The following is a 23,667-nucleotide window of genomic DNA, read 5'->3' as shown; positions in this document are numbered from 1 at the left end:
TCCCGCGCCCCACCCGGAGCGACTACGTGAGCGCGCTCGTGCCCGCCCCGGCCACCTCGGCGATGACGGCCGCGAGCTCGCGGGGACGTGACCACATCGGCCAGTGGCTGGTGGGCAGGTCGATCCACGTCGTGTCGGTGAGCTCGGGGATGCCCGCGAGCCAGGCCATCGTGCCCTCGGCGGCGTAGGTCCGGTAGGCCTCGGCGGTGAAGCTCGTGCAGACGAAGGTGCTCGGGACGTCACGGCGTGCGTCGTTGACGAGGTCCGCCGCCCCGCGCAGCACACCGCCCGGTTGGGGGACGGCGCGGGCGCGGAAGGTCTGCAGCTGCTCCTCGCTGAGGCCGTCGAGGTTCTCCTCGGCCGCGAGCGACTCCCAGTCGAGCGGCATCTCGACGCCGGCGAAGTCGGGGTCCATGGCGCCCACACCCGGTGCGGTGTCGACGTAGACCATGGCGGCGAGGCGGTCGGTGAGGCGGTCGCTCGCGGCGTAGCCGGAGAAGCCCGCGCCGCTGTGGACGGCGAGCACGGTGGGGCGCCCGGTGGCCTCGACGGCTGTGCAGATGGCGTCGACGTGGTCCTCGAAGATGATGCCCGAGCGCTCGGCGTCCGCCGCCTCGAGGCCGGGCAGCGTGAGCGCCTCCGCCTCGCACCCCGCCCGGGTCAGCTCGGCGAGGACGGCCTCCCAGGCCCAGGCGCCCAGCCAGAAGCCGGGGACGAGGATGACCGGGTGTGCCATGGCGTGCTCCGCTCGTCGACTGCGGCCGAGCGTAGTGCCGGGGGCGGCGCCGCGGAAGATCCCCGGCGCTCAGTCCTCCTGGGCGGTGAGCATCTGGAGGACCTCGTCGTGGAGAAGGCCGTTGGTGGCCACGGCGTTGCCGCCGAAGGGCCCTGGCGCGCCGTAGAGGCTGGTGAACTTCCCGCCGGCCTCGGTGACGATCGGGACGAGGGCCGCCATGTCGTAGGTCTCGAGCTCCGGCTCGGCGGCGAGGTCGACCGCCCCCTCGGCGACGAGCATGTAGGACCAGAAGTCGCCGTAGGCCCGGGTGCGCCAGCAGCGCTGGGCGAGGTTGAGGAAGGCGCGCAGCCGGGCGGACTCGGCCCAACCGTCCAGAGAGGAGTAGCTGAGCGAGGCGTCCTCGATGCGGGAGACGCTGGACACGTGGAGCCGGCGCGCCGTGGACAGCGAGCGGCCGGTCCAGGCGCCCGACCCGAGGGTGGCCCACCAGCGGCGGCCCAGCGCGGGGGCGGAGACGACGCCGAGGACGACTTCGTCGTCCTCGACCAGCCCGATGAGCGTGGCCCACACCGGCACGCCGCGGACGAAGTTCTTCGTCCCGTCGATGGGGTCGATGATCCACTGGCGGGAGGACCGGCCGGTAGTGCCGAACTCCTCCCCGAGGACGGAGTCGCGCGGCCGGGTCCGGCCGAGCTGCGCGCGGACGATCTCCTCGGCGGACTTGTCGGCGTCGGAGACGGGGCTGAGGTCCGGCTTGGTCTCGACGACGAGGTCGAGGGCCTGGAAGCGGGCCATCGTCTGGGCGTCGACCTGGTCGGCGATCACGTGGGCCAGGCGCAGGTCGTCGTCGTACCGGAGACGCGTGATGGGCATGGCGTCACGCTAGCGGCGACATCCCGCCGCCCGGGGACGCGCGCCGACGGCCCCGGACCTCGGGCGAGATCCGGCTGTCGGCGTTGGACCCGGCACCCCGGGCGAGATCCGGCTGTCGGCGTTGGGCCCCGCACCCGGGCGAGATCCGGCTGTCGGCGATGGAGAGGGCAGGGGGACAGGGGTGGGGCTACAGGGGGTGCGGAGGCCGGAGGCGCGGCGGACGGGGGTCTGGACGGCGCGCCGGATCGCCGCCGCGCTGCCGAGGACCCGGACGTGCTCGCGGGCGCGGGTGACGGCCGTGTAGAGCAGCTCGCGGGTGAGCAGCGGGGACGCGGCCGGCGGGAGCACGAGCGAGACCCGCGCGAACTGGCTGCCCTGCCCGCGGTGGACGGTCATCGCGTGGACGGTCTCGACGGCGGGCAGCCGGTGGGTGCGCACCCGCAGCGGGGCGCCGGGGTCCCCGAGGACCGCGACCAGCCCCTCGCCGTCGGCGACGACGACGCCGGTGTCCCCGTTGTACAACCCCGTCTCGCGGTCGTTCGCGGTGACGAGGATCGGCCGGCCCGGGTACCAGGGGCTGCGGGGGTCGAGCGGCTCCGGGTGCGGGCCGGCCGCCTCCGCCACCCACTGCTCGACGAGCGCCGACCAGTGCGCCACCCCCGCCGGCCCGCGCCGGTGGGCGACGAGCAGCCGGTGGGACCCCAGCGCGCGCAGGGCGCCGGCGGCGTCACCCGCGCGGGCGGCGTGGACGAGCTCGCGGCCGGCGCCGGCGGCGTCGGCCCGCAGGGAGGTCAGCACGGCGTCGCCCGGCAGCTCGTCCTCGGCGAGCTCGACGAGCTCGACCGACGGGTGGCCTGCGCGCAGCAGCCGCAGCGTCTCCTCCGCGTCCCCTGCCCGGATCGCCGCGGCGAGCGGGAGGATCGCGCTGCCCTCCTCCTGCCGGTGGACGGTGAGGAGGCGCACGACACCGCCCGCCCCGGACGCCTCCGGGGTGCGTGCCACGAGGTCACCGAGCACCGCCCCGGCCTCGACCGAGGCGAGCTGGTCCGGGTCCCCGACGAGGACGAGACGCGCGTCCGGCCGTAGCGCCTCGAGCAGCCGCGCCATGAGCGGCAGGGACACCATCGAGGTCTCGTCGACGACGACGACGTCGTGGGGCAGGTGGCGGCCCGGCCCGTGCCGGAAGCGGGTGGAGCTGCCCGGCAGCCAGCCGAGCAGCCGGTGGAGGGTCGAGGCGCTGAGCGTGCCGACCCGCTCGCGGTCCTCCAGCCCGAGCCCGTCGACGACCTCGTGGACGGCCTCCTGCAGCCGGGCCGCGGCCTTGCCGGTGGGGGCGGCCAGCGCGATGCGCAGCGGCCCGGCGACGTCCTGGAGGACGGCGATGAGGCGGGCGACCGTCGTCGTCTTGCCGGTGCCCGGGCCGCCGGTCAGCACCGTGAGCCGGCCCGTGACGGCAGCCGCGGCGGCCTGCCGCTGCAGCGCGTCCCCGGCGTCGGGCAGGAGGCGGTCGAGGGCAGCGGCGAGCCGGGCGTCGTCGACGGCGGCCGGGGGCGCGGCGAGGCGCGCGTCGGCCTGGCGGCGCACGACCATCTCGTCGCGCCAGTAGCGGTCGAGGTAGAGGCGCCCACCCACCCAGCGCACCGGCCGGTCGGCGGGACCCTCGACGCCGACGGCGACGAGCGGGCTCGCCTCGATCGCGGCCTGCCACGCGGCGGGCTCGGGCCACGGGAGCTCACCGGGCGGCGTCTCGGCGTCGGCGGCGAAGGACGCGACGTCCTCGAGGTGGAAGCACACCGACCCCGAGCGCACCGCCCGAGTCGCCAGCGCGACGGCGAGGAGCACGCTCTCGTCGCGCTCGCCGGCGAGCGAGCCCAGCCGCCGCGCGACCTGGACGTCGGCCGCCGCGACGACCCCGGCGGTGTTGAACCGGGCGAGCAGCGGCGGGGCGTGGACCGCGAGCCGGGCGTCGCCGTCGTCGAGGAGCGTCATGAGGTCGTCCCCTCGAGGAGCGCGGAGAGCGCGACGACGAGCGAGGCGGGGGGCCGCCACGCCATGACCCCGTAGGGGGTGCCGTCGGCGGCGGGGGTGCCCGGCCCGGCCATGCCGCGGACGAAGAGGTAGAGCCCGCCGCCAAGGTGCCGCTCGGGGTCGTAGCCGCGGTGGCGCCAGCGCAGGTAGCGGTGCAGGGCGGCGAGGTAGAGCAGCAGCTGCAGCGGGTAGTGCGAGCGCATCATCCCCTCGGCGACGGCCTCGGGCCGGTAGTGCCACAGGGTGAGCGGCTCGTCGGGCGGCGCCAGCCGGTTGGTCTTGTAGTCGACGACGAGGTAGCGCGTCGCGTCACCCGTCCCGTGCCGCAGCACCGCGTCGATGCTGCCGGTGAGGTAGCCGTGCAGGCGCTCGGGCCCTAGGGCGGCGAGCTGGTCGGCGTAGGGCGCGAAGACGTCGTCGGCCGGCAGGTGACGCCGCAGGAGGAGCGCGAGGTCGACGAGCGTGGCGGCGCTCGCCGCCGGGGAGTCGCCACCGGCCAGCGGCAGCTCGAACTCGAGCTCGGCGAGCCGGTCCGCGGGTGCGAAGCCGGCGAGCGTCGCGTCCCCGGCGAGCGGGCCGAGCGGGGTGGCGAGCACCTGCTCGAGCGCGACGGCGAGTGCCTCGGGGTCGAGCCCCGGCACCCGCGCGGTGCCGCCCTCCCGACAGCGGTCGCGCAGCTCGGCGGCGAGGTCCGGTGCCGTCGTGTCGACCTGCTCGAGGACCTCGTGGACGACCGTGCCGAAGCCCGTCCCTCCGGGCAGCTCGGCCATGGGGGAGGGCAGCGCGCGCGTGGCGTCGGGGCCGCCGGGGCCCGCGACGAGGACGTCGGCCTCGTCCTCCACACCCGTCCCCTCCGGCTCGCTGCCCACCGGCTCGTGGTGCGCCGTGGCCGTGAGGCCCGTGTAGGACGTGCGCCGCCACGTGTGGTCGAGGCTGCGGCCCAGGCGCGCGACGGACAGCTCGGGACGCTCGGGCGGCGGGGGCTGCCAGGTGACGGGCAGCGGGCGCGCCGTGACGCGCTCGAGGGCCACCGTGCCGCCCGACCGGGCGACGACGGCGGACAGCGCCTCGGTGACGGCGTCGTCGGCGCGGACCGGCACGCGTACCGGCGGCTCCTGCCCGGGGGCGTGCCCGCCCAGGAGGAGACGGGTGAGCGGCCCGGCGGGGGAGTTGGACGACGGCGCCCAGTGGACGACGACCTGCGCCGCGGCCCGCGTGAGGGCGACGTAGAGGAGGCGCAGGTCCTCCCCGCGCTCCTCGGCGAGGTGGCGGTCGCGGGCGTCGTCGTAGCCGGGGTCCTCCTGGCCGCCGACGTGGAGCAGCCGGGTGCCGGCGTCGTCGTGGTAGCGGAGCACCGGCGGGGTGCGCGACTCGTAGCGGTCCCAGCCGAAGGGGACGTAGACGACCGGGAACTCCAGGCCCTTGGAGGAGTGGACGGTGACGACCTGGACGGCGTCGGCGTCGGTCTCCAGCCGGCGGCTGCGCTCCTCGGCGTAGTCGCGGTCCGCCTCGGCGATCCGCGTGCGCAGCCAGTCCGTCAGCGCGGCGACCCCGAGGTCCTCCTCGACCGCCGCCAGGTGCAGGGCCTCCCCGACGTGCCGGACGTCGGTGAGCACGCGCTCGCCGCTGGCCGTGGCCATGAGCCGCTCGGCGACGCCCGCGGTGGTGACCGCCTCGACGAGGGCCGCGACCCCCCGCTCGGTGAGGAGACGGGCCCAGCCGCGCACGGTGTCGGACAGCTCCTCGCGGGCGGCGTCCTCCGCCGTGCCGAGGCGGGTGGCGTCCCAGCCGAGGAAGGGGGTGAGGGCCAGCGCCGCGGCCCGTCCGCCGTGCCCGGGCTGCTCGAGCGCGGTGAGGAGCGTGAGCCAGTCACGGGCGGCGTCGGTGGCGAAGACGCTGAAGAGCCCGGAGACGACGGCGGGCACGCCCGCGGCCGCGAGGGCGTCCCGGACGGCGTCGGCATCGGCGTTGCGGCGGGCGAGGACGGCGACGTCGCCGGGGTGGAGCGGCCGCCAGCCCTCGCCGTCGTGCAGCTGGGTGGCACCGAGCTGGGCGACGACGTCCGCGGCGACGTCGTCGGCCACGAGACGGCGCACGTCGCCCACCCGCGGGTTCTTCGTGCCGGCGAGCCGGAAGGGCTCGCGGGTGACCTGCCGCAGCCGCACGGGCGGCCCGCCCCGCAGGCGCCGCTCCCCGGTGTGGGCGGCGGCGACGGGCCGCACGACGATCGCCTCGTCCCCGAGCGCGGCGCCGTCGAACAGCGCCTCGAGGCCGGTGAGGAGCGGGGCGTCGCTGCGCCAGTTGCGCCCCAGGGTGGCGGTGCTCGTCGCGACCTCGCGCGCCTGGAGGTAGGTGACGACGTCACCGCCGCGGAAGGCGTAGATCGCCTGCTTCGGATCTCCGATGAGGACGAGGGTGCGGTGCCCGTGGAAGGCGGTGCGCAGGATCTCCCACTGGACGGGGTCGGTGTCCTGGAACTCGTCGACGAGGACGACGGCGTAGCGCTCGCGGACCCGCGCGGCGGCGGCCGGTCCGTGGACGGGGTGGGTGAGGGCGTCGCGCAGCAGGGTGAGGAGGTCGTCGTAGTCGAGCAGGCGGCGGCTGCGCTTGCGGTCGTGGACCTCCTCGCGCACGGCCCGGGCGAGGGTCAGGCGGTGCCCGGGCAGGGAGTCCGCCGGGGCGTCGGTGGGGCGCAGGGCGGCCTGGTGGTCGCTCACCGCCTCCTTGCCGACCGTGCGGGCCTCGTCCGGGGTGAGCCCGGGCTCGCGGGACCCGGCGTAGAGGCGCAGGTAGACGTCGTCGAGGACCTCCTCGCGCAGGTCGGCGACGTCCGGGACGAAGGTGTGGTCGGGGTCGAGGTCCGCGGCCACCCCGAGGGAGGTGAGCATCTGCTGGCAGAAGCCGTGCGTCGTCGTGATGGTCGCGGCATCGAGCTGCGACAGGGCGCGGGTGAGCCGCAGCCGGCGGGCGGCGACCTCGGCGTCGTCGACGGCGGCGAGGTGGGCCACGACCTCGTCGCGGCTCGCGCGGGCGGTGGCGGGGTCGCGCAGGGCGCGCTCGGTGGCGAGGAGCCGGCCCCGGACCCGGTCGCGCAGCTCGGAGGTGGCCGCCCGGCCGAAGGTGACGAGGAGGAGGTCGGCGAGCTCGATGCCCTGCTCGGCGACGTAGCGGGTGGCAAGGGCGGCGATGGTGAAGGTCTTGCCGGTGCCGGCGCTGGCCTCGAGCACGGTGGTGCCGCCCGGCAGCGGGCCGCAGACGTCGAAGACGGGCAGCTCGGTCCCCAGCTCGGTGGTGGTCACGGCTTGTCCACCTGCTCGTGGGCGAGGAGCGGCTCCCACACCCGGCGGGCGAGGACGCCGAGACGGCTCGGGTCCTGCGGGTACCAGGCCCGCTCGGACTCCGTGGGGGTACCGAGGATGTCGTCGAGGCTCGCGCCGGTGCCCCAGCAGATGACGTGGTGCTCGTCCGCGCGGAGGAACTCGTCACCGTCCCAGGCGCGCCGGGCGTTGACGAGGGCCATGTCCGCGGAGTCCCCGCCGGCGCGGGAGGTGGCGTAGGTGCAGGCGACGGGGACCGGGACGGGCAGCGGCTCGCGCAGGGCCAGGGCGTGGAGCTGGACGAGCTGGTCGAGCAGCTCGACCGCCTCCTGCGGCGTGGGCGGGCTGAGCCGGGCGACGTAGGCGCCCGGCCGGCGGTGGTCGGGCCGCGCCACCGTGGCCGTGCGCCACGGCCGCTCCGGGTGGGCGGCGACGAGGGCGAGGAGCTGCACCCAGGCACGCAGGCGGTGCTTGGGCGCCAGGCGGGAGTACGTGGCCCGCAGGACGGTGCCGTCGTGGACACCGGGGACCGTGCCGGTGAGCGTGGTGCCGGAGGGCAGCGGGACGAGGACGTCGACCGTCTCGGTCGGCTGCGCCCGTTCGGCCGCCGCGGCGCTCGCGATCGGCACGACCCGGCTGCCGACGTCGAGCAGGGCGGTGCGGCCGAGCTCCTTGGGCGGGGTGACCCCGCGGCGCCACTCGGCGTTCATCACCTGCTGGTCGGGCACGCCCGCGAGCCGCGCCTGGAGGAAGCGCTCGCCGATCGCCCAGCCGTCGAGGGGCGCGAGGGTGAGGGGCAGGCGGTCGGCGACCTCGGCGTTCTCCCCGGCCACCGACAGGCCCAGGCGGTGGCGCAGGAAGTACTTGACCGGGTGCTCGAGCATGGCGACGAGCTCGGCGAGCTCGAGGGTGGCGGGGGCGGGCAGCGCGGGCAGCGGCTCGGTGAGGAAGGGGACCCGCTCGACGCGCTCCCCGCGCCCGGCGAGGGCGGCGCGGTGGGCGACGGCGTCGAAGCTGAAGGGGACACCGGGGCGGCCGAGGGCGCCGGGGGTGAAGTTGCGCTCGTCGACCACCTGGAGCGGGTGGTGGCGCAGGACGTGCTCGCGCACCGAGCCGGTGGGGGCCGTCGCGGCGGTCTCGAGGGCGTCGAGGAGCTCCCCGACGGGCACGGCGGGCGGCCGCACGGCACCGGTGCGCTCGTGCGCGCCGGAGTACAGGAGGACGAGGTGGTCCTGCGCGGCGGTGACGGCGTCGAGGAAGAGCTGGCGGTCCTCGCTGCGGCGGTCGCGCTCCCCGACGCAGGGCTCGCGCAGGAGGAGGTCGTCGCCGTCCTGGCGGGTGCCGCGGGGGAAGGCGCCGTCGTCGACGCCGAGGAGGCACACGACCCGGTGCGGCACGGCCCGCATCGGCTCGAGGGAGCACACGGTGAGGGCGCCGGTGCGGAAGCCGGCCCGGGTGGGCCGCCCGGCGAGACGGTCGGCGAGCAGGGCGCGGACGTCCGGCAGCCGCAGGGAGGCGTCGGTGGCGCGGGCGCGCTCCTCGGCGAGCACGCGGCGCGTGGAGACCACCTGCCAGGAGTCGGCGGGCGCGGTGTCGGCGAGGAGGGTGACGGCGCGGTCGAGGGTGTCGAGCCAGTGCGTCAGCGGCCGCGTGCCGTCGAGCTCGGCGAGGAGCGCGGTGAGCCGGTCGACGAGCTCGGCGAGCCGTCCGGCGAGGTCGATGTCGGTGCTGTCGACGTCGTCCAGGGGCAGGGCGTGCCCGACGTAGCGGTGGTCCTCCTCCGCCATGGCCGCCCCGAGGAGGAGCCGGTCCAGGGCGACGTGCCACGTGCCCTGGAGCAGCCCGGGCAGCTCGAAGCGGGCGCGGCGGCGGGCGTCCTCGCCCCACCGCACGCCGGCGGTGGCCGACCACTCGCGGACGCGGTCGAGGTCGTCGTCGGTGAGGTGGAAGCGGCGGCGCACCGGCTCGGTCGCCGCGAGGTCGAGCACCTCCGAGGCGGTGACGCGCCCGTCGGCGAGGCTCAGGAGCGTGGCGAGGAGGCCGAGGACGGGGTTGGTGCGCCCGGGCGCGCGGTCGGCGAGCCGCACCCGCATCGTGTGCCCGGGGTGGACGTCGGTGACGGCGTCGGGGGCGAGACCGAAGCTCGCGGTGACGAGCGGGGCGACCGCCTCGACGTCGGGGCACATGACGATGACGTCACGCGGCTCGAGGGTGGGGTCGGCGGCGAAGAGCCCGGCGAGCACCTCGCGGAGCACCTCCACCTGGCGGGCCAGGCCGTGGCAGGCGTGCACCTGGACGCTGGTGTCCTCCGGCGCCAGCCGGTGGGGCGGGGCGCCGGGGGCGTCGGCAGCGAGGCGGTCCTGGAGGGCGGCGAGCAGCGTGCCCCGGGTCGCGGCGCGGGGTGGTGGGCGTCGGTGACGCCGTCGCCCAGCAGGCGGGTCTGCAGCTCGGTGGCGTCGCGGGCGGTGGAGGCGAGCAGCGGGTGCTCGGCGTGGACGCGCCGCTCGCGGCGCCGGCGGGAGGCCGGCTCGCCCGCGGCGGCGACCCTGGCCCACAGCGCGGGGGAGGGGTGCGGCAGCCACAGGTGGACCTCGCGGTGCCGGGCGAGCGCACGCAGCACGCGCAGCTGGTCCTCGGGCAGGCGGGTGGGACCGAAGACACTGAGCCTCTCGGGCAGGTCGACGGACCCGGGATCCGCGACGACGGCGCTCAGCGCGTCCTCGAGGCGTTCGGCCGGCCCGAGCTCACCGACATGGGCGCGCAGCCGGCGCCACAGCTCGACCTGCCAGGCGAGGTCGGCGGGCACGGTGCCGCCCGCGCCGTCGTCGTCGCGTCCCTGCGCCCAGGCGCGCACCATGTCCGGGCGCTGCGCGGCGTAGGAGGCGTAGCGGCGGGCGAGGTGACGGGCCGCGCCGAGGCGGCGCCCGTGGCGGTGGTCGTCGGGCTCGCCGGCCCCGAGGTACCGGCCCAGCGGCGCCAGCCACGGCTCCCCGGCGTGGGCGTCGACGACCTCGAGGAGGGGCCAGGTGAGGCGCTCGGGCGCCCACGGGTCCTCCTCCGGGGCGCCGGGCAGGCCGGCGAGGACGCCGGTGACGAGACGGGCGGGGGAGCCGAAGCCGACGTTCGCGCAGATGCCGGGCTCGCCGTCGGGGCCCGCGCCGAGGTGGTGGGACAGCCGCTGCGCGAGCCAGCGCTCGACCCCGCGGGTGGGCACGGCGACGACGTCCGGCGTGAACGGGTCCTCCGGGGCGTCGGCGAGCAGCGTCGCGAGCGGCGGGACGAGCGCGTCGGCGCGCTCGGAGCGGTGCAGGTGCAGCACGTCCCAGCCTCCCTCCGTCGGTTCGGTGCCAGCCTAGGTGGGCCCACCGACATCGCAGGCTACGGCGCGTGGTCGACGGCGCTGGCCGAGCGGGCCGACAGGAGACGGCGGAAGGACTCGAGCCGGGCCTCCCCGGCGGGGCCCGCGTCCCCGCGCGCCACCCACGCGTCGAGCTCGCACTCGAGGGCACCGGCCTCGTGGTCGCAGCCGCGCGGGCACTCGGCGGTCACGGCGGCGAGGTCGGGGAAGCCGCGCAGGAGGTCGTCCGGGCCCACGTGGGCGAGCCCGAAGGAGCGCACGCCCGGCGTGTCGATCGCCCAGCCGCCGCCGGGCAGCTCGAGGGCGACGGCGCTGCTCGACGTGTGCCGCCCGCGCCCCGTCACCTCGTTGACGATCCCGGTCGCCCGGCCCGCCCCCGGCACGAGCGCGTTGATGAGCGTGGACTTGCCCACGCCGGAGTGGCCCACGAGCACGGAGTCGTGGCCGGTGACGATCTCCCGCACGGCCTCCAGGCCCTGCACCTCGCCGTCGACGACGGCGGTCGCCACGGCGGGCACCTCGAGCGCTGCGTACTGGGCGAGGAAGGGCTCGGGGTCGGCGAGGTCGGCCTTGGTGAGGACGAGGACCGGCTGCATGCCGGCGTCGTAGGCCGCGACGAGGCAGCGGTCGACCATCCGCGGGCGCGGGGGCGGGTCGGCGAGCGCGGTGACGATGAGCATCCGGTCGGCGTTGGCGACGATGATGCGCTCGACGCCCGCGGCCTCGCTGTCCTCCGCGGAGCGCCGCAGCGCGGTCTCCCGCTCCTCGACGCGGACGATGCGGGCCAGGGTGTCGGGGGTGCCGCTCGTGTCCCCGACGACGCCCACGCGGTCCCCGACGACGACGGCGTTGCGGGCGCCGCGGCCGAGCTCGCGGGCCTTCATCGCCACGAGCCGCACGCCCCCCTCGGTGAGGAGCGCGTAGCGGCCGCGGTCGACGGCGAGGACCCGGGCGGCGACGGCGTCCTCGTGCTGCGGACGCTGCTTGGTCCGCGGCCGGGAGCCGCGCTTGGACGGCCGGACCCGGACGCGGTCGTCGTCCGTGCCGGTGTCCCGTCCTCTGCTCATCGCCCCTCCACTCAGCCGCGACCGCCCGTCGCGACCATGTCGGTCCACATCCGGGTGAAGTCGGGCAGGGTCTTGGCGGTCGTCGCGACGTCGACGACCTCCGTGCCGGCGACCCGCAGGCCGACGATCGCGGCGAAGGTGGCCATCCGGTGGTCGTGGTAGGTCTCGAGGCGCGCGCCGTGGAGCTGGCCCGGCTCGATCTCCAGGCCGTCCTCCGTCTCGCGGGCGTGCCCGCCGAGCCGGGTGATCTCGGTGACGAGGGCGGCGAGGCGGTCGGTCTCGTGGCCGCGCAGGTGGGCGACGCCGCGCAGGCGGCTGGGGCCGTCGGCGAGCGTGCACAGCGCGGCGATGGTCGGGGTGAGCTCACCGGCGTCGTGCAGGTCGACGTCGAGCGGGTCGATGGCGCCGGTGCCGGCCACCGTGAGGCCGCCGGGGCCGAGCTCGACGGACGCGCCCATCCGCACGAGGAGCTCGCGCAGCCGGTCACCGGCCTGGGAGGTGTGGGTGGGCCAGCCCGGCACGCGCACCCGGCCGCCCGCGACGAGCGCGGCGGCGAGGAAGGGCCCGGCGTTGGACAGGTCCGGCTCCACCGGGACCAGGCCACCGGCGACGGGGCCGGGGTGGACGAGCCAGCGGGCCGGCTCGCCGTCGTCGCCGAGGGAGACGTCGACGACGACGCCGCGCTCGCGCAGGACCTCGACGGTCATCGCTGCGTGCGGCTGGCTCGGCATCGGGCCGACCCGGCGCAGGTCCAGGCCCTGCTCGAGGTGGGGGGCGATGAGGAGGAGCCCGGAGACGAACTGGCTGGAGGCGCTCGCGTCGACCTCGACGACACCGCCCGGCAGGCCGCCGGTGCCGTGCACGGTGAAGGGCAGGGCGCCGCGGCCGTCGTCGTCCACCTGCGCACCGAGGTCGCGCAGCGCCTCGATGAGCGAGCCCATCGGGCGCTGGCGGGCGCGCGGGTCGCCGTCGAAGGTCACGGTGCCGTCGGCGAGGGCGGCGAGGGGCGGCACGAAGCGCATGACGGTGCCCGCGAGGCCGCAGTCCACCTCCGCGGGGCCGCGCAGGGGAGCGGGGTCGATGAGGAGGTCGGCGCCGTCGGCGTCGGGACGCCCGTCGGCGTCGACGTGCTCCACCCGCACCCCCAGCGCGCGCAGCGCGTCCACCATGAGCGCGGAGTCGCGCGAGTGCAGCGGGCGACGCAGCTGGGTGGGCTCCGCGGCGAGTGCCGCGAGGAGCAGGTAGCGGTTGGTCAGCGACTTCGAGCCGGGGACCGGGACGACGGCGTCGAGCGGGCCGGCGGCCACGGGGGCCGGCCAGGCGAGCTCGGACGTGGTCTGGGTTGACATGCCTTCGAGGGTAGCGGGCACGCCCGGCGGCCCGGGAACCGCGCCCGGGCCGGGGGGTGGCGCGGCGTCAGCTCAGCTTGGCCTTGAGGTCGGCCTTCGTCTCCTTCGCGGCGGCGCGGACCTCCCGCATCTTGGCCTTGTGGCCGCGGGTGTTCGTGGCTCGCCAGGTGAGGGAGGGCTTGCCGTCACGGTCGAGGCCGGCGATGAGGAGACCACCCACGAGGCTGGCGCCGGTGAGCAGGCCGCGGCGCATGTCCTTGCGGCGCTCGCGGTTGCCGGCCGTCCACACCGGGTTGTTGACGAGGGTGACGGGCACGGTGACCACGGCCAGGGTGAGCGCGGCGGTGCGGGGCCGGCGGTTGGTGGCCAGCATGAGGCCGGCGAGCGCCGAGACGCCGCCGGTCACCCGCACGAGCAGGCGGGTGTCGGAGGCGATGGAGGGCGGGATGCCAGCCTTCTCCAGCGCGGGTTCGACCTTGCGGAAGCGCTCGACGTGGGAGTCGGGGTGCATCAGCGCGTCGACACCGGTGGCGACGAAGGACGACGCGAGCAGCGGGCGGGCGAGGCGGCGGGAGATGCTCATGGACCATTGCTACCGCAAACCGCGCGTCGCGGCGAGTGGTGCGACTCACCGTCGTCGCCGTCCGTGGAATGCGTGGCGGCTCTCGCCGGTTGCACCGGCATGACCTGCCCACCGAGCACCCTCGACCGGCCACAGGACCCTCTCCTGGACCGCGCCTCCGGGCCCGGCGGACTAGGCTCGTGGGTGATGACCGAGGACCGAGACCTGGACCGCGCACCCGAGACCGAGAGTGACGCGGAACGTGCGGCGCGCTTCGAGGCGGAGGCGCTGCCCTACCTCGACCAGCTCTACGGCGCGGCGATGCGCATGACGCGCAACCCGGCGGACGCGGAGGACCTCGTCCAGGAGGCGTTCACCAAGGCCTTCGCCGCCTTCCACCAGTACCGGCCCGGCACGAACCTCAAGGCCTGGCTGTACCGGATCCTCACGAACACCTTCATCAACACCTACCGGAAGAAGCAGCGCCAGCCCCTGCAGTCGGACGCGGACAGCGTCGAGGACTGGCAGATCCACCGCGCTGCGTCGCACACCTCCCAGGGCCTGCGCTCGGCGGAGATGGAGGCGATGGACCGGCTCCCGGACTCCGAGATCAGGGACGCGCTCATGGAGCTGCCGGAGGACTTCCGCATCGCCGTCTACCTCGCCGACGTCGAGGGCTTCGCCTACAAGGAGATCGCCGAGATCATGTCGACCCCCATCGGGACCGTCATGTCGCGGCTGCACCGCGGGCGTCGCCAGCTGCGCGAACGGCTCGCCGACCACGCCCGGGAGCTGGGCATGAAGACCGAGGCGACCTCATGACCGAGCACACCGACCCGCTCCAGGACATCTCCGCCTGCCGCTGCGAGGAGCTCCTCGAGCACCTCTTCGAGTTCGTGGACTCCGAGATGGACGACCACGACCGCGAGCGGCTGCGTCGCCACCTCGACGAGTGCCCCACGTGCCGTGAGGCCACCGACGCCGAGACCCGCGTGCGGCTGCTGCTGCGCCGCTCGTGCCAGGAGGTCGCGCCGTCGACCCTGCGGCTGCGCGTCATCACGCAGATCAGCGTGCTCCGCTCGGGCGGCTCCCCCGTCTGAGGGTCCTCACCGACCCCCGGGCATGCGAAAGGGCCGGCCACTGGGGCCGACCCTTTCCCGTGGCAGCGTCAGCTGTTGGGGCGCTTGCCGTGGTTCGCACCGCTCTTGGCGCGTGCCTTGCGCTTGCGTCCGCGCTTGCTCATGTTGACTCCCGAGATGACGATCGGCCACCCGCTCCGGGTGGTACAGCGGTCCATCGTCCCACATCCGCGGGCCTCGCGTGCGACGCGGTGGACGACGACGGCGTGGCAGGGTAGGGCCATGCTCGCCGCCTACGCCGCCGGCCAGGACGCCGATGACCCGCTGAGCGGGCTCGCCGTCGGGGAGATCGCCGACCCCGGAGCCCCGCACCCCGACTGGGTGCCCGTCCGGGTGCGTGCCGCCGCCCTCAACCACCACGACCTGTGGTCCCTGCGCGGCGTCGGGCTGCCGGCCGACCGGCTGCCGATGGTGCTCGGCTGCGACGCCGCCGGCATCGACGCCGGCGGCCGCGAGGTGATCGTCCACGCCGTCGTCGGCGACCCGCTGTGGCGCGGTGACGAGACCCTGGACCCCGCGCGCACGCTCCTGTCGGAGAAGTACCCCGGCACGCTCGCCGAGACGGTGTGGGTGCCGCCGGGCAACCTCGTGCCCAAGCCGCCCGAGCTCGGCTGGGCCGAGGCCGCGAGCCTGCCGACGGCGTACCTCACCGCCTACCGCCTGCTGTTCACCGCCGCGGACCTGCGCCCCGGGCAGCGGGTGCTCGTCCAGGGCGCCGGCGGCGGGGTGTCGACCGCCGCCGTCATCCTCGCCCGCGCCGCGGGCCTGGAGGTGTGGGTGTGCGGCCGCGACGCGGAGCGCAACGAGCGCGCCCGCCGGCTCGGTGCGCACGCCGTCTTCCCCGCCGGGGAGCGGCTGCCCGCCCAGGTGGACGCCGTCGTCGAGACGGTGGGGGAGGCGACGTGGCCGCACTCGCTGCGTGCGCTGCGGCCCGGCGGGACGATCGCCGTCGCCGGGGCGACGACGGGCGCGGCGCCGTCCGCCGACCTCAACCGGGTCTTCTTCCGCAGCCTGCGCGTCGTCGGTTCGACGATGGGCACGATCGAGGAGCTGCGCCGGCTCGTCGGGCTGCTCGTCGCGAGCGGCGCGCGCCCGCACGTCGACGCCGTCGTGCCCTTCGCGCAGGCCGCCGACGCCTTCGCCCGGCTCGCCGCCGGTGAGGTCTTCGGCAAGCTCGTCCTCGAGCTGCCCTAGACGGCGGTGTCCTCCTGCGCGGCGTGCCGCAGCAGGCCCAGGCCGAGCGTCGCCACGCCCTGGTAGCAGAAGGTCTGGGCACCGAGCTGGACCCGGCTCAGGCAGCGGGCGCCCCAGGTGAGCAGGTGCTCGTGGACGAGCGCGCGGCGGGTGGCGGCGTCGGCGCGCGGGTCGGCGACCAGCGCGGCGTAGGCGTCGAGGGCGGCGACGAGGTCACCCGACCCGGGCCGCGCGGCGCCGGGTACGTGGGCCAGGAGCGCGGCCAGCGACGGCGCGACGGCGGGGGGCGGCGCCGTCGGCGCGACCGGCGGGCGATGCGGGTCCCCGACGACGAGACGGTGGTGGTCGGCGAGCAGCCGCTCGGGGGACTCGGCGGACAGCCGTGACTCCGCGAGGAGGGCGGCGCCGCGCAGGGACTCCGGGTCGTGCACCGGCCACGAGACGTCGTGCAGCGCGCCGAGGGACCACGGGGAACCGAGGGCGCGGGCGACGGCCGACACGGCCTCACCGACCGCGCGGGGACTGCCGAGCACCTGCTGACTCATCGCCGATCTCCCCTCCGGCGACAATCCTCGCGTGCCCGCTCCGGGCCGGGATGGGCCGAACGGCCCTGGTCGGCGTCAGCCCACCGGCGGCCGCTCGAGCCAGGTGACCCTGTCCGGGGAGGGCAGCGGGAGGCCGTCGTCCGCGTAGGAGAAGATCTCGAGGCTGCTCAGCCGGCCCTCCTCGGCGAAGAGGAGGAGGCCCGCGACGGGTGCGCCGTCGTCGTCGTGGACCTCGCCCTCGACCGGGAAGGTGCCGTGGAGGGGTGCGGACGGGGCGGCGTCGTCGGTGACGACGAGCTCGAGGGTGCCGCAGCCGCAGGTGCAGCCGGGGCGCGTGAGGACACTGCCCACCTGGGCGCGGAGCGGCGCGGCCGCGGGCACGTCGTACGCGAGCATCGCGTCGAGCAGGGCGCGGGCGACGTCGGGCAGGGGGCGCAGGGGCTCGTTCTCCACGTGCGGAATCTAGCGATAAGACGACGACGGCGCGGGGATGCTGCACTACGCTGGAACGCCGCGGCTCGGCCGCGTGCGTCCACTGAAGAAGAAGGAGTCCGCCGGTGTCCCCGACCCCGACCCCGACCAAGCCCCGTAAGCCGACCGCGGCTGAGAAGGCCAAGGCCGAGGCGGACAAGCGCACCGTGGTGGCCCGGAACAAGAAGGCCCGGCACGACTACCACATCGACGAGACCTTCGAGGCGGGCCTCGTGCTCACCGGCACGGAGGTGAAGTCGCTGCGCATGGGCCGCGCCTCCCTCGTGGACGGCTGGGTCGAGTTCGACCGCGGCGAGGCCTGGCTGCAGGGCGTGCACATCCCCGAGTACAGCCAGGGCACGTGGACGAACCACACCGTGCGACGCAAGCGCAAGCTCCTCCTCCACCGCGCCGAGCTCGACCGGCTCGTGGGCAAGAGCAAGGACAAGGGCCACACCGTCGTCCCGCTCGAGCTGTACTTCATCCGGGGGCGGGCCAAGGTGCTCCTCGCCCTCGCCCGAGGCAAGAAGGAGTACGACAAGCGCCACGCGCTGCGCGAGCAGCAGGACAACCGCGAGGCCCAGCGGGCGATGAGCCTGCGCGCCAACCGATGAGCGTGGCGCGGCGCGCGGCGTCCCTCCTCGTCCTCGCGCTGCTCTGCGTCGCCGCGCTCACGCTGCTCGTCGCGCCGCCCGCCCGCGCGGACGACTCCGTGGGCCACATCTCCCGCCTCGACGTCGGTGCCGTCGTCGAGGCCGACGGCGGCACGGTCCGCGTCGAGGTCGACCTCACCTACGACTTCGGCGACGACGAGGCGCACGGCCCCTTCGTCGTCCTCGCCGAGCTCCAGGAGATCGACGGCGACCCCGACCACTACCGGCGGCTCACGGTCAGCGACGTCACCGCGGAGTCGCCCACCGGCGCCCCGGCGGACCTGCGCGTCGAGCACGACGGCGGCGCCGTCCAGCTCTACATCGGCGACGAGGACGTCGAGGTCACCGGCGCCCACGACTACCGCGTCACCTACACGGTCGACGGGCTGCCGAACCCGGAGGTCACCGGGCCGGACGGGACCGTGCGCGACGAGCTGTACTGGAACGTCGTCGCGCCCGGCGGCTTCGACGTCCCGATCGAGGACGTCACGGTGGCCGTCACCGGCCCCGTGCCGGCGGAGATGAGCGCCTGCTACGTCGGGCGCACCGGCTCCGACGACGCCTGCGACGGCGCGGGCGAGAGCCGCGAGGAGCGCGTCGACTTCTTCCACGACCGTCTCGACGAGGGCGAGGGGCTCAGCGTGGTGGTCGGCTGGCCCGCGGGCACGCTCGTCGGCGCCGAGCCGGTCTACGAGCCGCGCCGGACCTGGTCCAACACCTTCCAGCTGGGGCCGCTCACCGGTGGCGCGGCGGGGCTGGTCACGGTGCTGGGAGCGGGTGCCGCCGTCGTCGTCGCCTCCCGGCGCGGACGCGACGAGGCCTACCTCGACCTCACCCCCGGGCTCGCCCCGGCCGGCGGGGAGCCGGGGGCGGTGGGGCCGGCGCGCCGTCGCCAGGCCGTCGCCGTGCGCTTCACCCCGCCCGACGACGTCCGGCCGGGTGAGGTCGGCACCCTCCACGACGAGGTGGCCGACTTCCTCGACGTCTCCGCCACGCTCGTCGACCTCGCCGTGCGGGGCTACCTCCGCATCGAGGAGGTCGCTCCGGAGAAGGACGGCGACGACGTGAGCGACTGGCGGCTCGTCCCGCTGCGCGACTGGTCCGACGGGCTCGAGAGCTACGAGCGCGAGCTTCTCGACGCGCTCATGCCGGACGGTGAGCCGGTGGCGCTCTCGGAGGTGGGCGCGACGTACGCCACCGCCGTCGCGAAGACGCAGGAGGCGCTGTACCGCACCGTCACCGAGCACGGCTGGTTCCGCGGCTCCCCGCTCGCGGTGCGCAACCGCTGGCTGCTGGGCGGTGTGGGGCTCGTGGGGCTGGGGATCCTCGTGACCGTGGCGCTCGTCCTGCTGCGGTGGCCCGCGGTGCTCGGGATCCCGCTGCTCGTCGTCGGGACCGTCGTCGCCTTCGCGTCCTCCGCGGCGCCGGCACGGACGGCCGCCGGGACGGCGGTGCTCGCGCAGACGCTCGGGTTCCGGAAGTACCTCGCGACCGCCGAGGCCGAGCAGATCCGCTTCGAGGAGGGGCAGGACATCTTCTCGCGGTACCTGCCCTACGCGATCGTCTTCGGGCTCACCGAGCGGTGGGCGCAGATCCTCGCGGACGTCGCGGCCCAGGGGCGGCAGGTCGAGAGCCCGGACTGGTACGTGCCGGTGACGCCGGGCATCGGCTGGTGGACCCAGCCGGCGATGTTCGCCGGTTCTGTCGGGGCCTTCGCCGAGGCGGCGTCCTCCGCGGTGACGTCGGCCGGGTCCAGCGGCAGCTCCGGCTTCTCCGGGTCGGTGGGCGGTGGCGCCGGGGGGATGGGCGGCGGCAGCTGGTAGGGCGGTTCGCCCGCGGGTGGCCGATACTTGAGGCCTGACGCACACCACCGCCGAGCAAGGGGAACTGCCATGTCGATCAAGCTCCGTCACGTCCCTCCGCGCCTGGCTGCGGGGGCCTTCATCCTCAACTCCGGCCTGAGCAAGCGTGGCCTCGACGAGGAGTCGGCCGCCGGGCTGCAGGCGATGGGCGCGAACGCGGTGCCGCAGCTCAAGGACATGTCCCCGCAGGACTTCGGCAAGCTCATCAGCACCGCGGAGACCACCCTGGGTGCCGCGCTGCTGCTGCCCATCGTCCCCAGCGGCCTGGCCGGGCTGGGCCTCACCGCGTTCTCCGCGGGCCTGGTCCGCATGTACCTCAAGACCCCGGGCATGACGCAGGAGGACGGCATCCGTCCCACGGGCGACGGCACGGGGATCGCGAAGGACGTGTGGCTGCTCGGCATCGGGCTCGGGCTCGTCATCGACGCGCTCACCTCACGCAAGAAGTAGGCGCGGCCCGATGTCGCCCGGCCGGAATAGATCTGACTCGGGTCCGGTTGGGACGTATGATGGGTCAGCCGGCTCCGGCCGGTGATTGACAACTCCACAGGGGATGATCGGTTTCGACGACGGACGTCGTGCCAGAGGAAGCGGGTCGAGGATGCAGAGTTATCTCGATAACGCCCTCTGCAAACCAATAGGTGCCGATTCCAAGCGCACCGACTTCGCCCTCGCCGCCTGAGCGAGCCGCGTAAGTCCGTCAGCCCGGGTTAGCTCTCGACCCGGTTCCTGGCGTCAGCTAGAGAGCCACTGCTCGTAGCCCTCGTCACCGGGGCTACGGGGACTTCCAGGTGACTGGGCCTGTCAGCTGCTTGTCTGCGTGACAGCTGGGGCCGAGAAAATCGCAGCAGACTGCACCCGGAGAAGCTCTGGTTCTGCGCCGTCGGACGCGGGTTCGATTCCCGCCATCTCCACCATCCCTGTGGTCGAAGGCCGCCTCCTATGGAGGCGGCCTTCGGCATGTCCGGACGCGGGCGGTTCGCGTTCGGCTTGCCCGGTGACATCCCCGGTTGTCCTCCGACCTCCCTCCTCCGGGCAGCCCGGGCTGAGGTGAAGCGGGGAGCTCACCGCGAGTGCCCGTGCACCTACCCTCGCCCCATGAACGACGCGATCCTCGTCCGCCCGGCGACCAGCGAGGACTGGCCGGGCATCTGGCGCGCCCTCGAGCCCGTGCTGCGCGCGGGCGAGACGTACACCTACCCGACAGACATCACCGCGAGCGACGCCCGCGCCACGTGGACCACCGGGGCGCGGGTGCTCGTCGCCGTCGACCGCGGGGGAGCCGTGCTGGGCACCGCGAGGTACCTGCCGAACCACCCGGGTGCCGGTGCGCACGTCGCCAACGCGAGCTTCGTCGTCGCCCCCGAGGCGGGCGGGCGGGGCATCGGCCGTACCCTCGCCCACGCCGTCCTCGACGCCGCCCGCGCCGACGGTTACCGCGCCATGCAGTTCAACGCCGTCGTCGAGACGAACGAGCCGGCCGTGCGGCTGTGGACGTCGCTCGGCTTCACGGTCCTCGCCACGGTGCCCGAGGCCTTCGACCACCCACGGCACGGGCTCGTCGGGCTGCACATCATGTACCGCTCGCTCTGAGGGGGCGCGACGGGCCAGGCTCAGCCGGCGAGCACCTCGCGCAGCGTGGCGGCAAAGGCCTCCGGCTCGCCGGTCTGGCCGTACTCCCCGCCCATGAAGCCGCTGTGCCCGCTGGGGAAGACGGCGAGCTCGACGCCGAGCTGGGCGGCCAGCGACTCGCTCGTGCGCCACGTCATCGCGCCCTTGCTCTCGATCCCGGCCGCCGGCACGACCCGTGCCGAGGAGGCCTTGAGCGCGGCGATGTCGGGCTGGTAGCGGACGATGGCCGACGCGACGTCGGACAGCAGCGGGTCGTCCCGCGAGCCGTCGTCCTCGGTCGGCATGCCGAACATCGCGGGGTCGGGGGTCTCGGTGCCGAAGCCCTCCGGGAACTCGCCCTCCCACGAGACCATCGCGATGAAGGCCGCCATGCCCCAGTTCGCGCCGCGCTCGTTGTAGGTGGCCTGGACCCGTCCCCAGGCCCCGAAGGCGCGGTCGGCGTCCGGGAGGAGGGGCAGGGCCGGCGGCTCGTGCGCAACGACGGTGCGGACGTCCTCCGGGTAGGTGGCCGTCAGGCACAGCGCGGTCACGGCGCCGCCGCTGCTGCCGAGGAGGTCGACCGGGCCGGCGCCGAGCTCGGTGATGGGCCGGTGAACGTCGTCGGCCTGCTGCTCGGGAGTCTGCACCAGGCTGCCGTCGCTGCGGGTGCTACGGCCGAGGCCGCGCGGGTCGTAGGTGACGACGGTGCGGTCGGTGAAGAACGAGGCGAGGGTGGTGAAGCCGACAGCGTCCATGGGCTGACCGATGAGCACGAGCGGGGGAGCACCGTCGACGGTCGGAAGAGGCCCGCGGACGTCGTAGGTCAACGTGGCGCCGGGGACATCGAGTGTGTGGGTCTCGACGGCTGTCGTGGTCATCGGAATGCTCCTGTCGGGTTGGCGTTCATGAGAGTGGTGCCTTGCCTGCTATCGACCAGCCGTTACGCCAGGACTCATCGCTCCTGTCGTGGTGGTGCTGCAACGCCGTGCTTCCGCCTCCAGAGTGCCGGCGAGGCCGAGCACCGAGAGTCGGCCGCGCTGGGATCCTTCTAGAACGGTGGCTCGTCCGCAGCCCAGAGGTGTTCGGCCTGGGATGCCTCTGTGGCTGACGCGGTGTCAGGTTCCGCCCACTGGGCCAGCGGGTCGGCTCCGACGGAGACGGCAGCGAGGATCTCGTCGACGAGGGCAGGGTTTACCGGCCGGTGGCACCGTTCGGACTCCTTGACGAGTGTCCGTAGGTCGAGGGCGGTGTGGCGGGGGAGGGTGATGGTGGTGCCGTCGGGGCGGCGGAGGTAGCCGTGGCCGGTGGGGGTGGTCCAGGCGTAGGTGCGGTCGGTGGCGTAGGTGACGGTGTAGGCGCCGATGGTCTTGGCGCGGTGGTCGCCGGTGCACTGGGGTCCGAGGTTGTCGGCGGAGGTGACGCCGCCGTCCTTCCATTCGTGGAGGTGGTCGAGGTCGGCGGAGCGGGCGGGGTGTGTGCAGCCGGGGACGATGCAGGTGCGGTCGCGGTGGCGGACGTGGTCGGCGATGGCTGCGGGGGGTTGGTAGCGGGTGCGGCCCACGTCCAGGACCTGTCCGGTGACGGGGTCGGTGAGGAGGCGGCGCCAGGTGCCGCCGGTGGCGAGGGCGCGGGCGATGATGGGTGGGATGGGTCCGTAGCCGTCGAGCTCGGCGACGGGCTCGGGGTCGCGGTCCAGGGCGGTGGCGCCGGGGTTGCGGGGTTCGGGCTGCAGGACGTTGAGCGGGACGAGGACGGCGATGTCGGCTCGTCCGCCACCGATCATCCCGACGCGGATGGTGGGCAGGGTGCACCCGGGAAGCCGGTAGCCGGGCAGGGGTGGCCCGTCGGCCACGCGAAGCGCAGTCGGGGCGGATGGCGAGGTCAGCTCGTCCGTGGCCGGTGGCGCGGTAGCGGGCGGTGGCGATTCGACCCGTGGCAGTTCGACCGGTGGTGACGTGTCGACGACCGTGGGTGGTGCGGCAGCCGCTGGCGGTCCGTACTCGATGTGCCGGCGCGCGGGATCCGGCGGTGGTGCATGCATGGTGCCCGGTGGATCTGCGTCCGGCGGTGGTACGGCCATGGGCGCGGGTGACCGGGCATCCCGGGGGCTTTTGTTGGCGGTGGTCAGCGGTGCGTCGTTGGGGGCCGGTGCCTCGGTGACGGGCGGTGGTGCCTCGGGCTTCGGTCGCTCATCGCTAACCACGTCGTCCGGTTGCGGACCGGCGTCCTGCTGCGGCGTGTCGGTGGGGTCTGGCGGCGCTCCGGCGTCCCGCTGAGGCGCGGCCGCAGGGTCCGGTGGCGGCGCGGTGTCCGGCTGAGACTCTGCGGCCGGTGCTGCAGGGGTGCTGTCGTCTGCGGCGGTGTCTTGGCAGCCGCAGGGGCAGTGGAGGTGGGCCTGGGGTCCGATGAAGCCCAGGGTCAGGGCGGTGTGGCCCATGAGGGCGAGGCTGTCGGCTCTGAGCTGGTCCAGGGTGCGGGTGTCGCCGGTGTTCTTGGCGGCTCTGGCGGAGGCGTCCAGGGCCAGGTCCATGGCGATGGCGTCGGCGGCGGGCAGGCGGGCGGACAGGAGGGCCATGCCGTCGGGCAGGGGCGGGGTGGTGGACGCAGCGCTCTGGCGGGCGGTCTTGTGGCGGTCGTCGGCGGAGTCGGGGTCCACGGAGATGACGGCCTTCTCGAGGTCGTCGTGGACCTGGCGCAGGGTGCGGCCGGGTGCTTTGGGCAGGACTTCCCACTGGGCGGCGAGGGCGACCTCGGCGGGCAGGTCCAGCAGTCTGGTGACGATGGCTTGGGCGCGGGGCCAGTCGATGAGGCCTTGGTCGAGGAGCTCACCGGTGGGTTCGAACATGCCACCGAACGCGCGGCCGCAGGTGGCCATCTTGACCGCGGCCTGCTTGGTGATCCG

Annotated in this window: 19 protein-coding genes, 1 other RNA gene and 1 pseudogene; 8 read left to right on the top strand and 13 right to left on the bottom strand. The window is 75.2% G+C overall.

Annotation, left to right across the window (positions count from 1 at the left end; all coding sequences use genetic code 11):
* Positions 1–22: 22 nt before the first annotated feature.
* From ACWPXV_RS08560 to ACWPXV_RS08525, 8 genes and pseudogenes are all read right to left on the bottom strand, one after another.
* Complete coding sequence (locus ACWPXV_RS08560) at positions 23–736, bottom strand: alpha/beta fold hydrolase (protein WP_454084845.1); 714 nt, start codon at positions 734–736, stop codon at positions 23–25.
* A gap of 69 nt (positions 737–805) precedes the next feature.
* Positions 806–1,609, bottom strand: a complete 804-nt coding sequence (hisN, locus tag ACWPXV_RS08555; RefSeq protein ID WP_454084844.1) for a histidinol-phosphatase — start codon at positions 1,607–1,609, stop codon at positions 806–808.
* Between the two features lie 9 nt (positions 1,610–1,618).
* The gene (gene recD, locus ACWPXV_RS08550) at positions 1,619–3,598 is read right to left on the bottom strand and encodes an exodeoxyribonuclease V subunit alpha (RefSeq protein WP_454084843.1); all 1,980 of its coding nucleotides are present in this window, start codon (positions 3,596–3,598) and stop codon (positions 1,619–1,621) included.
* Positions 3,595–6,936 carry a UvrD-helicase domain-containing protein gene (locus ACWPXV_RS08545; protein WP_454084842.1) on the bottom strand — a complete coding sequence of 1,114 codons (3,342 nt, stop codon included), beginning with the start codon at positions 6,934–6,936 and terminating at the stop codon, positions 3,595–3,597. Before ACWPXV_RS08545 ends, recD begins: the two co-directional genes overlap by 4 nt.
* Positions 6,933–10,273, bottom strand: a pseudogene (gene recC / locus ACWPXV_RS08540) (exodeoxyribonuclease V subunit gamma). Before recC ends, ACWPXV_RS08545 begins: the two are co-directional and overlap by 4 nt.
* Positions 10,274–10,332: 59 nt before the next feature.
* On the bottom strand, positions 10,333–11,379 hold the full coding sequence (gene rsgA / locus ACWPXV_RS08535; RefSeq protein WP_454084841.1) for a ribosome small subunit-dependent GTPase A: 1,047 nt from the start codon (positions 11,377–11,379) through the stop codon (positions 10,333–10,335).
* Between the two features lie 11 nt (positions 11,380–11,390).
* Entirely contained in the window at positions 11,391–12,728 is a 1,338-nt protein-coding gene (gene aroA, locus ACWPXV_RS08530) for a 3-phosphoshikimate 1-carboxyvinyltransferase (RefSeq protein WP_454084840.1), read from the bottom strand.
* A 67-nt stretch (positions 12,729–12,795) separates the two neighbouring features.
* Positions 12,796–13,311, bottom strand: a complete 516-nt coding sequence (locus tag ACWPXV_RS08525) for a DoxX family protein (RefSeq protein WP_454084839.1) — start codon at positions 13,309–13,311, stop codon at positions 12,796–12,798.
* A 186-nt stretch (positions 13,312–13,497) separates the two neighbouring features.
* On the opposite strand from ACWPXV_RS08525, the gene ACWPXV_RS08520 reads away from it, so the two are divergent.
* Both ACWPXV_RS08520 and rsrA read left to right on the top strand, forming a co-directional pair.
* A complete protein-coding gene (locus ACWPXV_RS08520; RefSeq protein WP_454084838.1) occupies positions 13,498–14,112 on the top strand; it encodes a sigma-70 family RNA polymerase sigma factor in 615 nt (204 codons plus the stop codon).
* On the top strand, positions 14,109–14,390 hold the full coding sequence (rsrA, locus tag ACWPXV_RS08515; protein ID WP_454084837.1) for a mycothiol system anti-sigma-R factor: 282 nt from the start codon (positions 14,109–14,111) through the stop codon (positions 14,388–14,390). The genes ACWPXV_RS08520 and rsrA overlap by 4 nt, the downstream gene beginning before the upstream one ends.
* 68 nt (positions 14,391–14,458) lie before the next feature.
* Here the strand turns inward: rsrA and ACWPXV_RS08510 are convergent, their stop codons facing one another.
* Positions 14,459–14,533 (bottom strand): 50S ribosomal protein bL37, encoded by a 75-nt coding sequence (locus ACWPXV_RS08510; protein WP_372435141.1) that lies wholly within the window; start codon positions 14,531–14,533, stop codon positions 14,459–14,461.
* Between the two features lie 118 nt (positions 14,534–14,651).
* Here ACWPXV_RS08510 and ACWPXV_RS08505 point away from each other — a divergent pair, with 118 nt between their 5' ends.
* Positions 14,652–15,623 (top strand): zinc-binding dehydrogenase, encoded by a 972-nt coding sequence (locus tag ACWPXV_RS08505; RefSeq protein WP_454084836.1) that lies wholly within the window; start codon positions 14,652–14,654, stop codon positions 15,621–15,623.
* Here ACWPXV_RS08505 and ACWPXV_RS08500 read toward each other — a convergent pair.
* Entirely contained in the window at positions 15,620–16,168 is a 549-nt protein-coding gene (locus tag ACWPXV_RS08500; protein WP_454084835.1) for a hypothetical protein, read from the bottom strand. The two genes, ACWPXV_RS08505 and ACWPXV_RS08500, sit on opposite strands and share 4 nt — an antisense overlap.
* A gap of 75 nt (positions 16,169–16,243) precedes the next feature.
* Entirely contained in the window at positions 16,244–16,621 is a 378-nt protein-coding gene (locus ACWPXV_RS08495; protein ID WP_454084834.1) for a hypothetical protein, read from the bottom strand.
* 104 nt (positions 16,622–16,725) lie between these two features.
* Here ACWPXV_RS08495 and smpB point away from each other — a divergent pair, with 104 nt between their 5' ends.
* The 5 genes from smpB (at position 16,726) to ACWPXV_RS08470 (ending at position 20,747) form a co-directional block, all read left to right on the top strand.
* On the top strand, positions 16,726–17,253 hold the full coding sequence (gene smpB, locus ACWPXV_RS08490) for an SsrA-binding protein SmpB (RefSeq protein WP_454084833.1): 528 nt from the start codon (positions 16,726–16,728) through the stop codon (positions 17,251–17,253).
* Complete coding sequence (locus ACWPXV_RS08485) at positions 17,250–19,115, top strand: DUF2207 domain-containing protein (RefSeq protein WP_454084832.1); 1,866 nt, start codon at positions 17,250–17,252, stop codon at positions 19,113–19,115. Before smpB ends, ACWPXV_RS08485 begins: the two co-directional genes overlap by 4 nt.
* 69 nt (positions 19,116–19,184) lie before the next feature.
* On the top strand, positions 19,185–19,604 hold the full coding sequence (locus tag ACWPXV_RS08480) for a hypothetical protein (protein WP_454084831.1): 420 nt from the start codon (positions 19,185–19,187) through the stop codon (positions 19,602–19,604).
* A gap of 99 nt (positions 19,605–19,703) precedes the next feature.
* Positions 19,704–20,071: a transfer-messenger RNA gene (gene ssrA / locus ACWPXV_RS08475) on the top strand.
* Positions 20,072–20,252: 181 nt separating this feature from the next.
* Complete coding sequence (locus ACWPXV_RS08470; RefSeq protein WP_454084830.1) at positions 20,253–20,747, top strand: N-acetyltransferase family protein; 495 nt, start codon at positions 20,253–20,255, stop codon at positions 20,745–20,747.
* A 20-nt stretch (positions 20,748–20,767) separates the two neighbouring features.
* Here the strand turns inward: ACWPXV_RS08470 and ACWPXV_RS08465 are convergent, their stop codons facing one another.
* Positions 20,768–21,643: an alpha/beta hydrolase gene (locus ACWPXV_RS08465; RefSeq protein ID WP_454084829.1), complete on the bottom strand. Its 876-nt coding sequence runs from the start codon at positions 21,641–21,643 to the stop codon at positions 20,768–20,770.
* Between the two features lie 170 nt (positions 21,644–21,813).
* Positions 21,814–23,667 (bottom strand): DUF222 domain-containing protein (locus ACWPXV_RS08460; RefSeq protein WP_454084828.1); only part of this gene is annotated, 1,854 nt, incomplete at its 5' end.

It is taken from the genome of Georgenia sp. Marseille-Q6866, assembly GCF_965111665.1.
The sequence above is the reverse complement of the archived record's forward strand: the minus strand, read 5'-3'. Positions and strand labels throughout refer to the sequence as shown.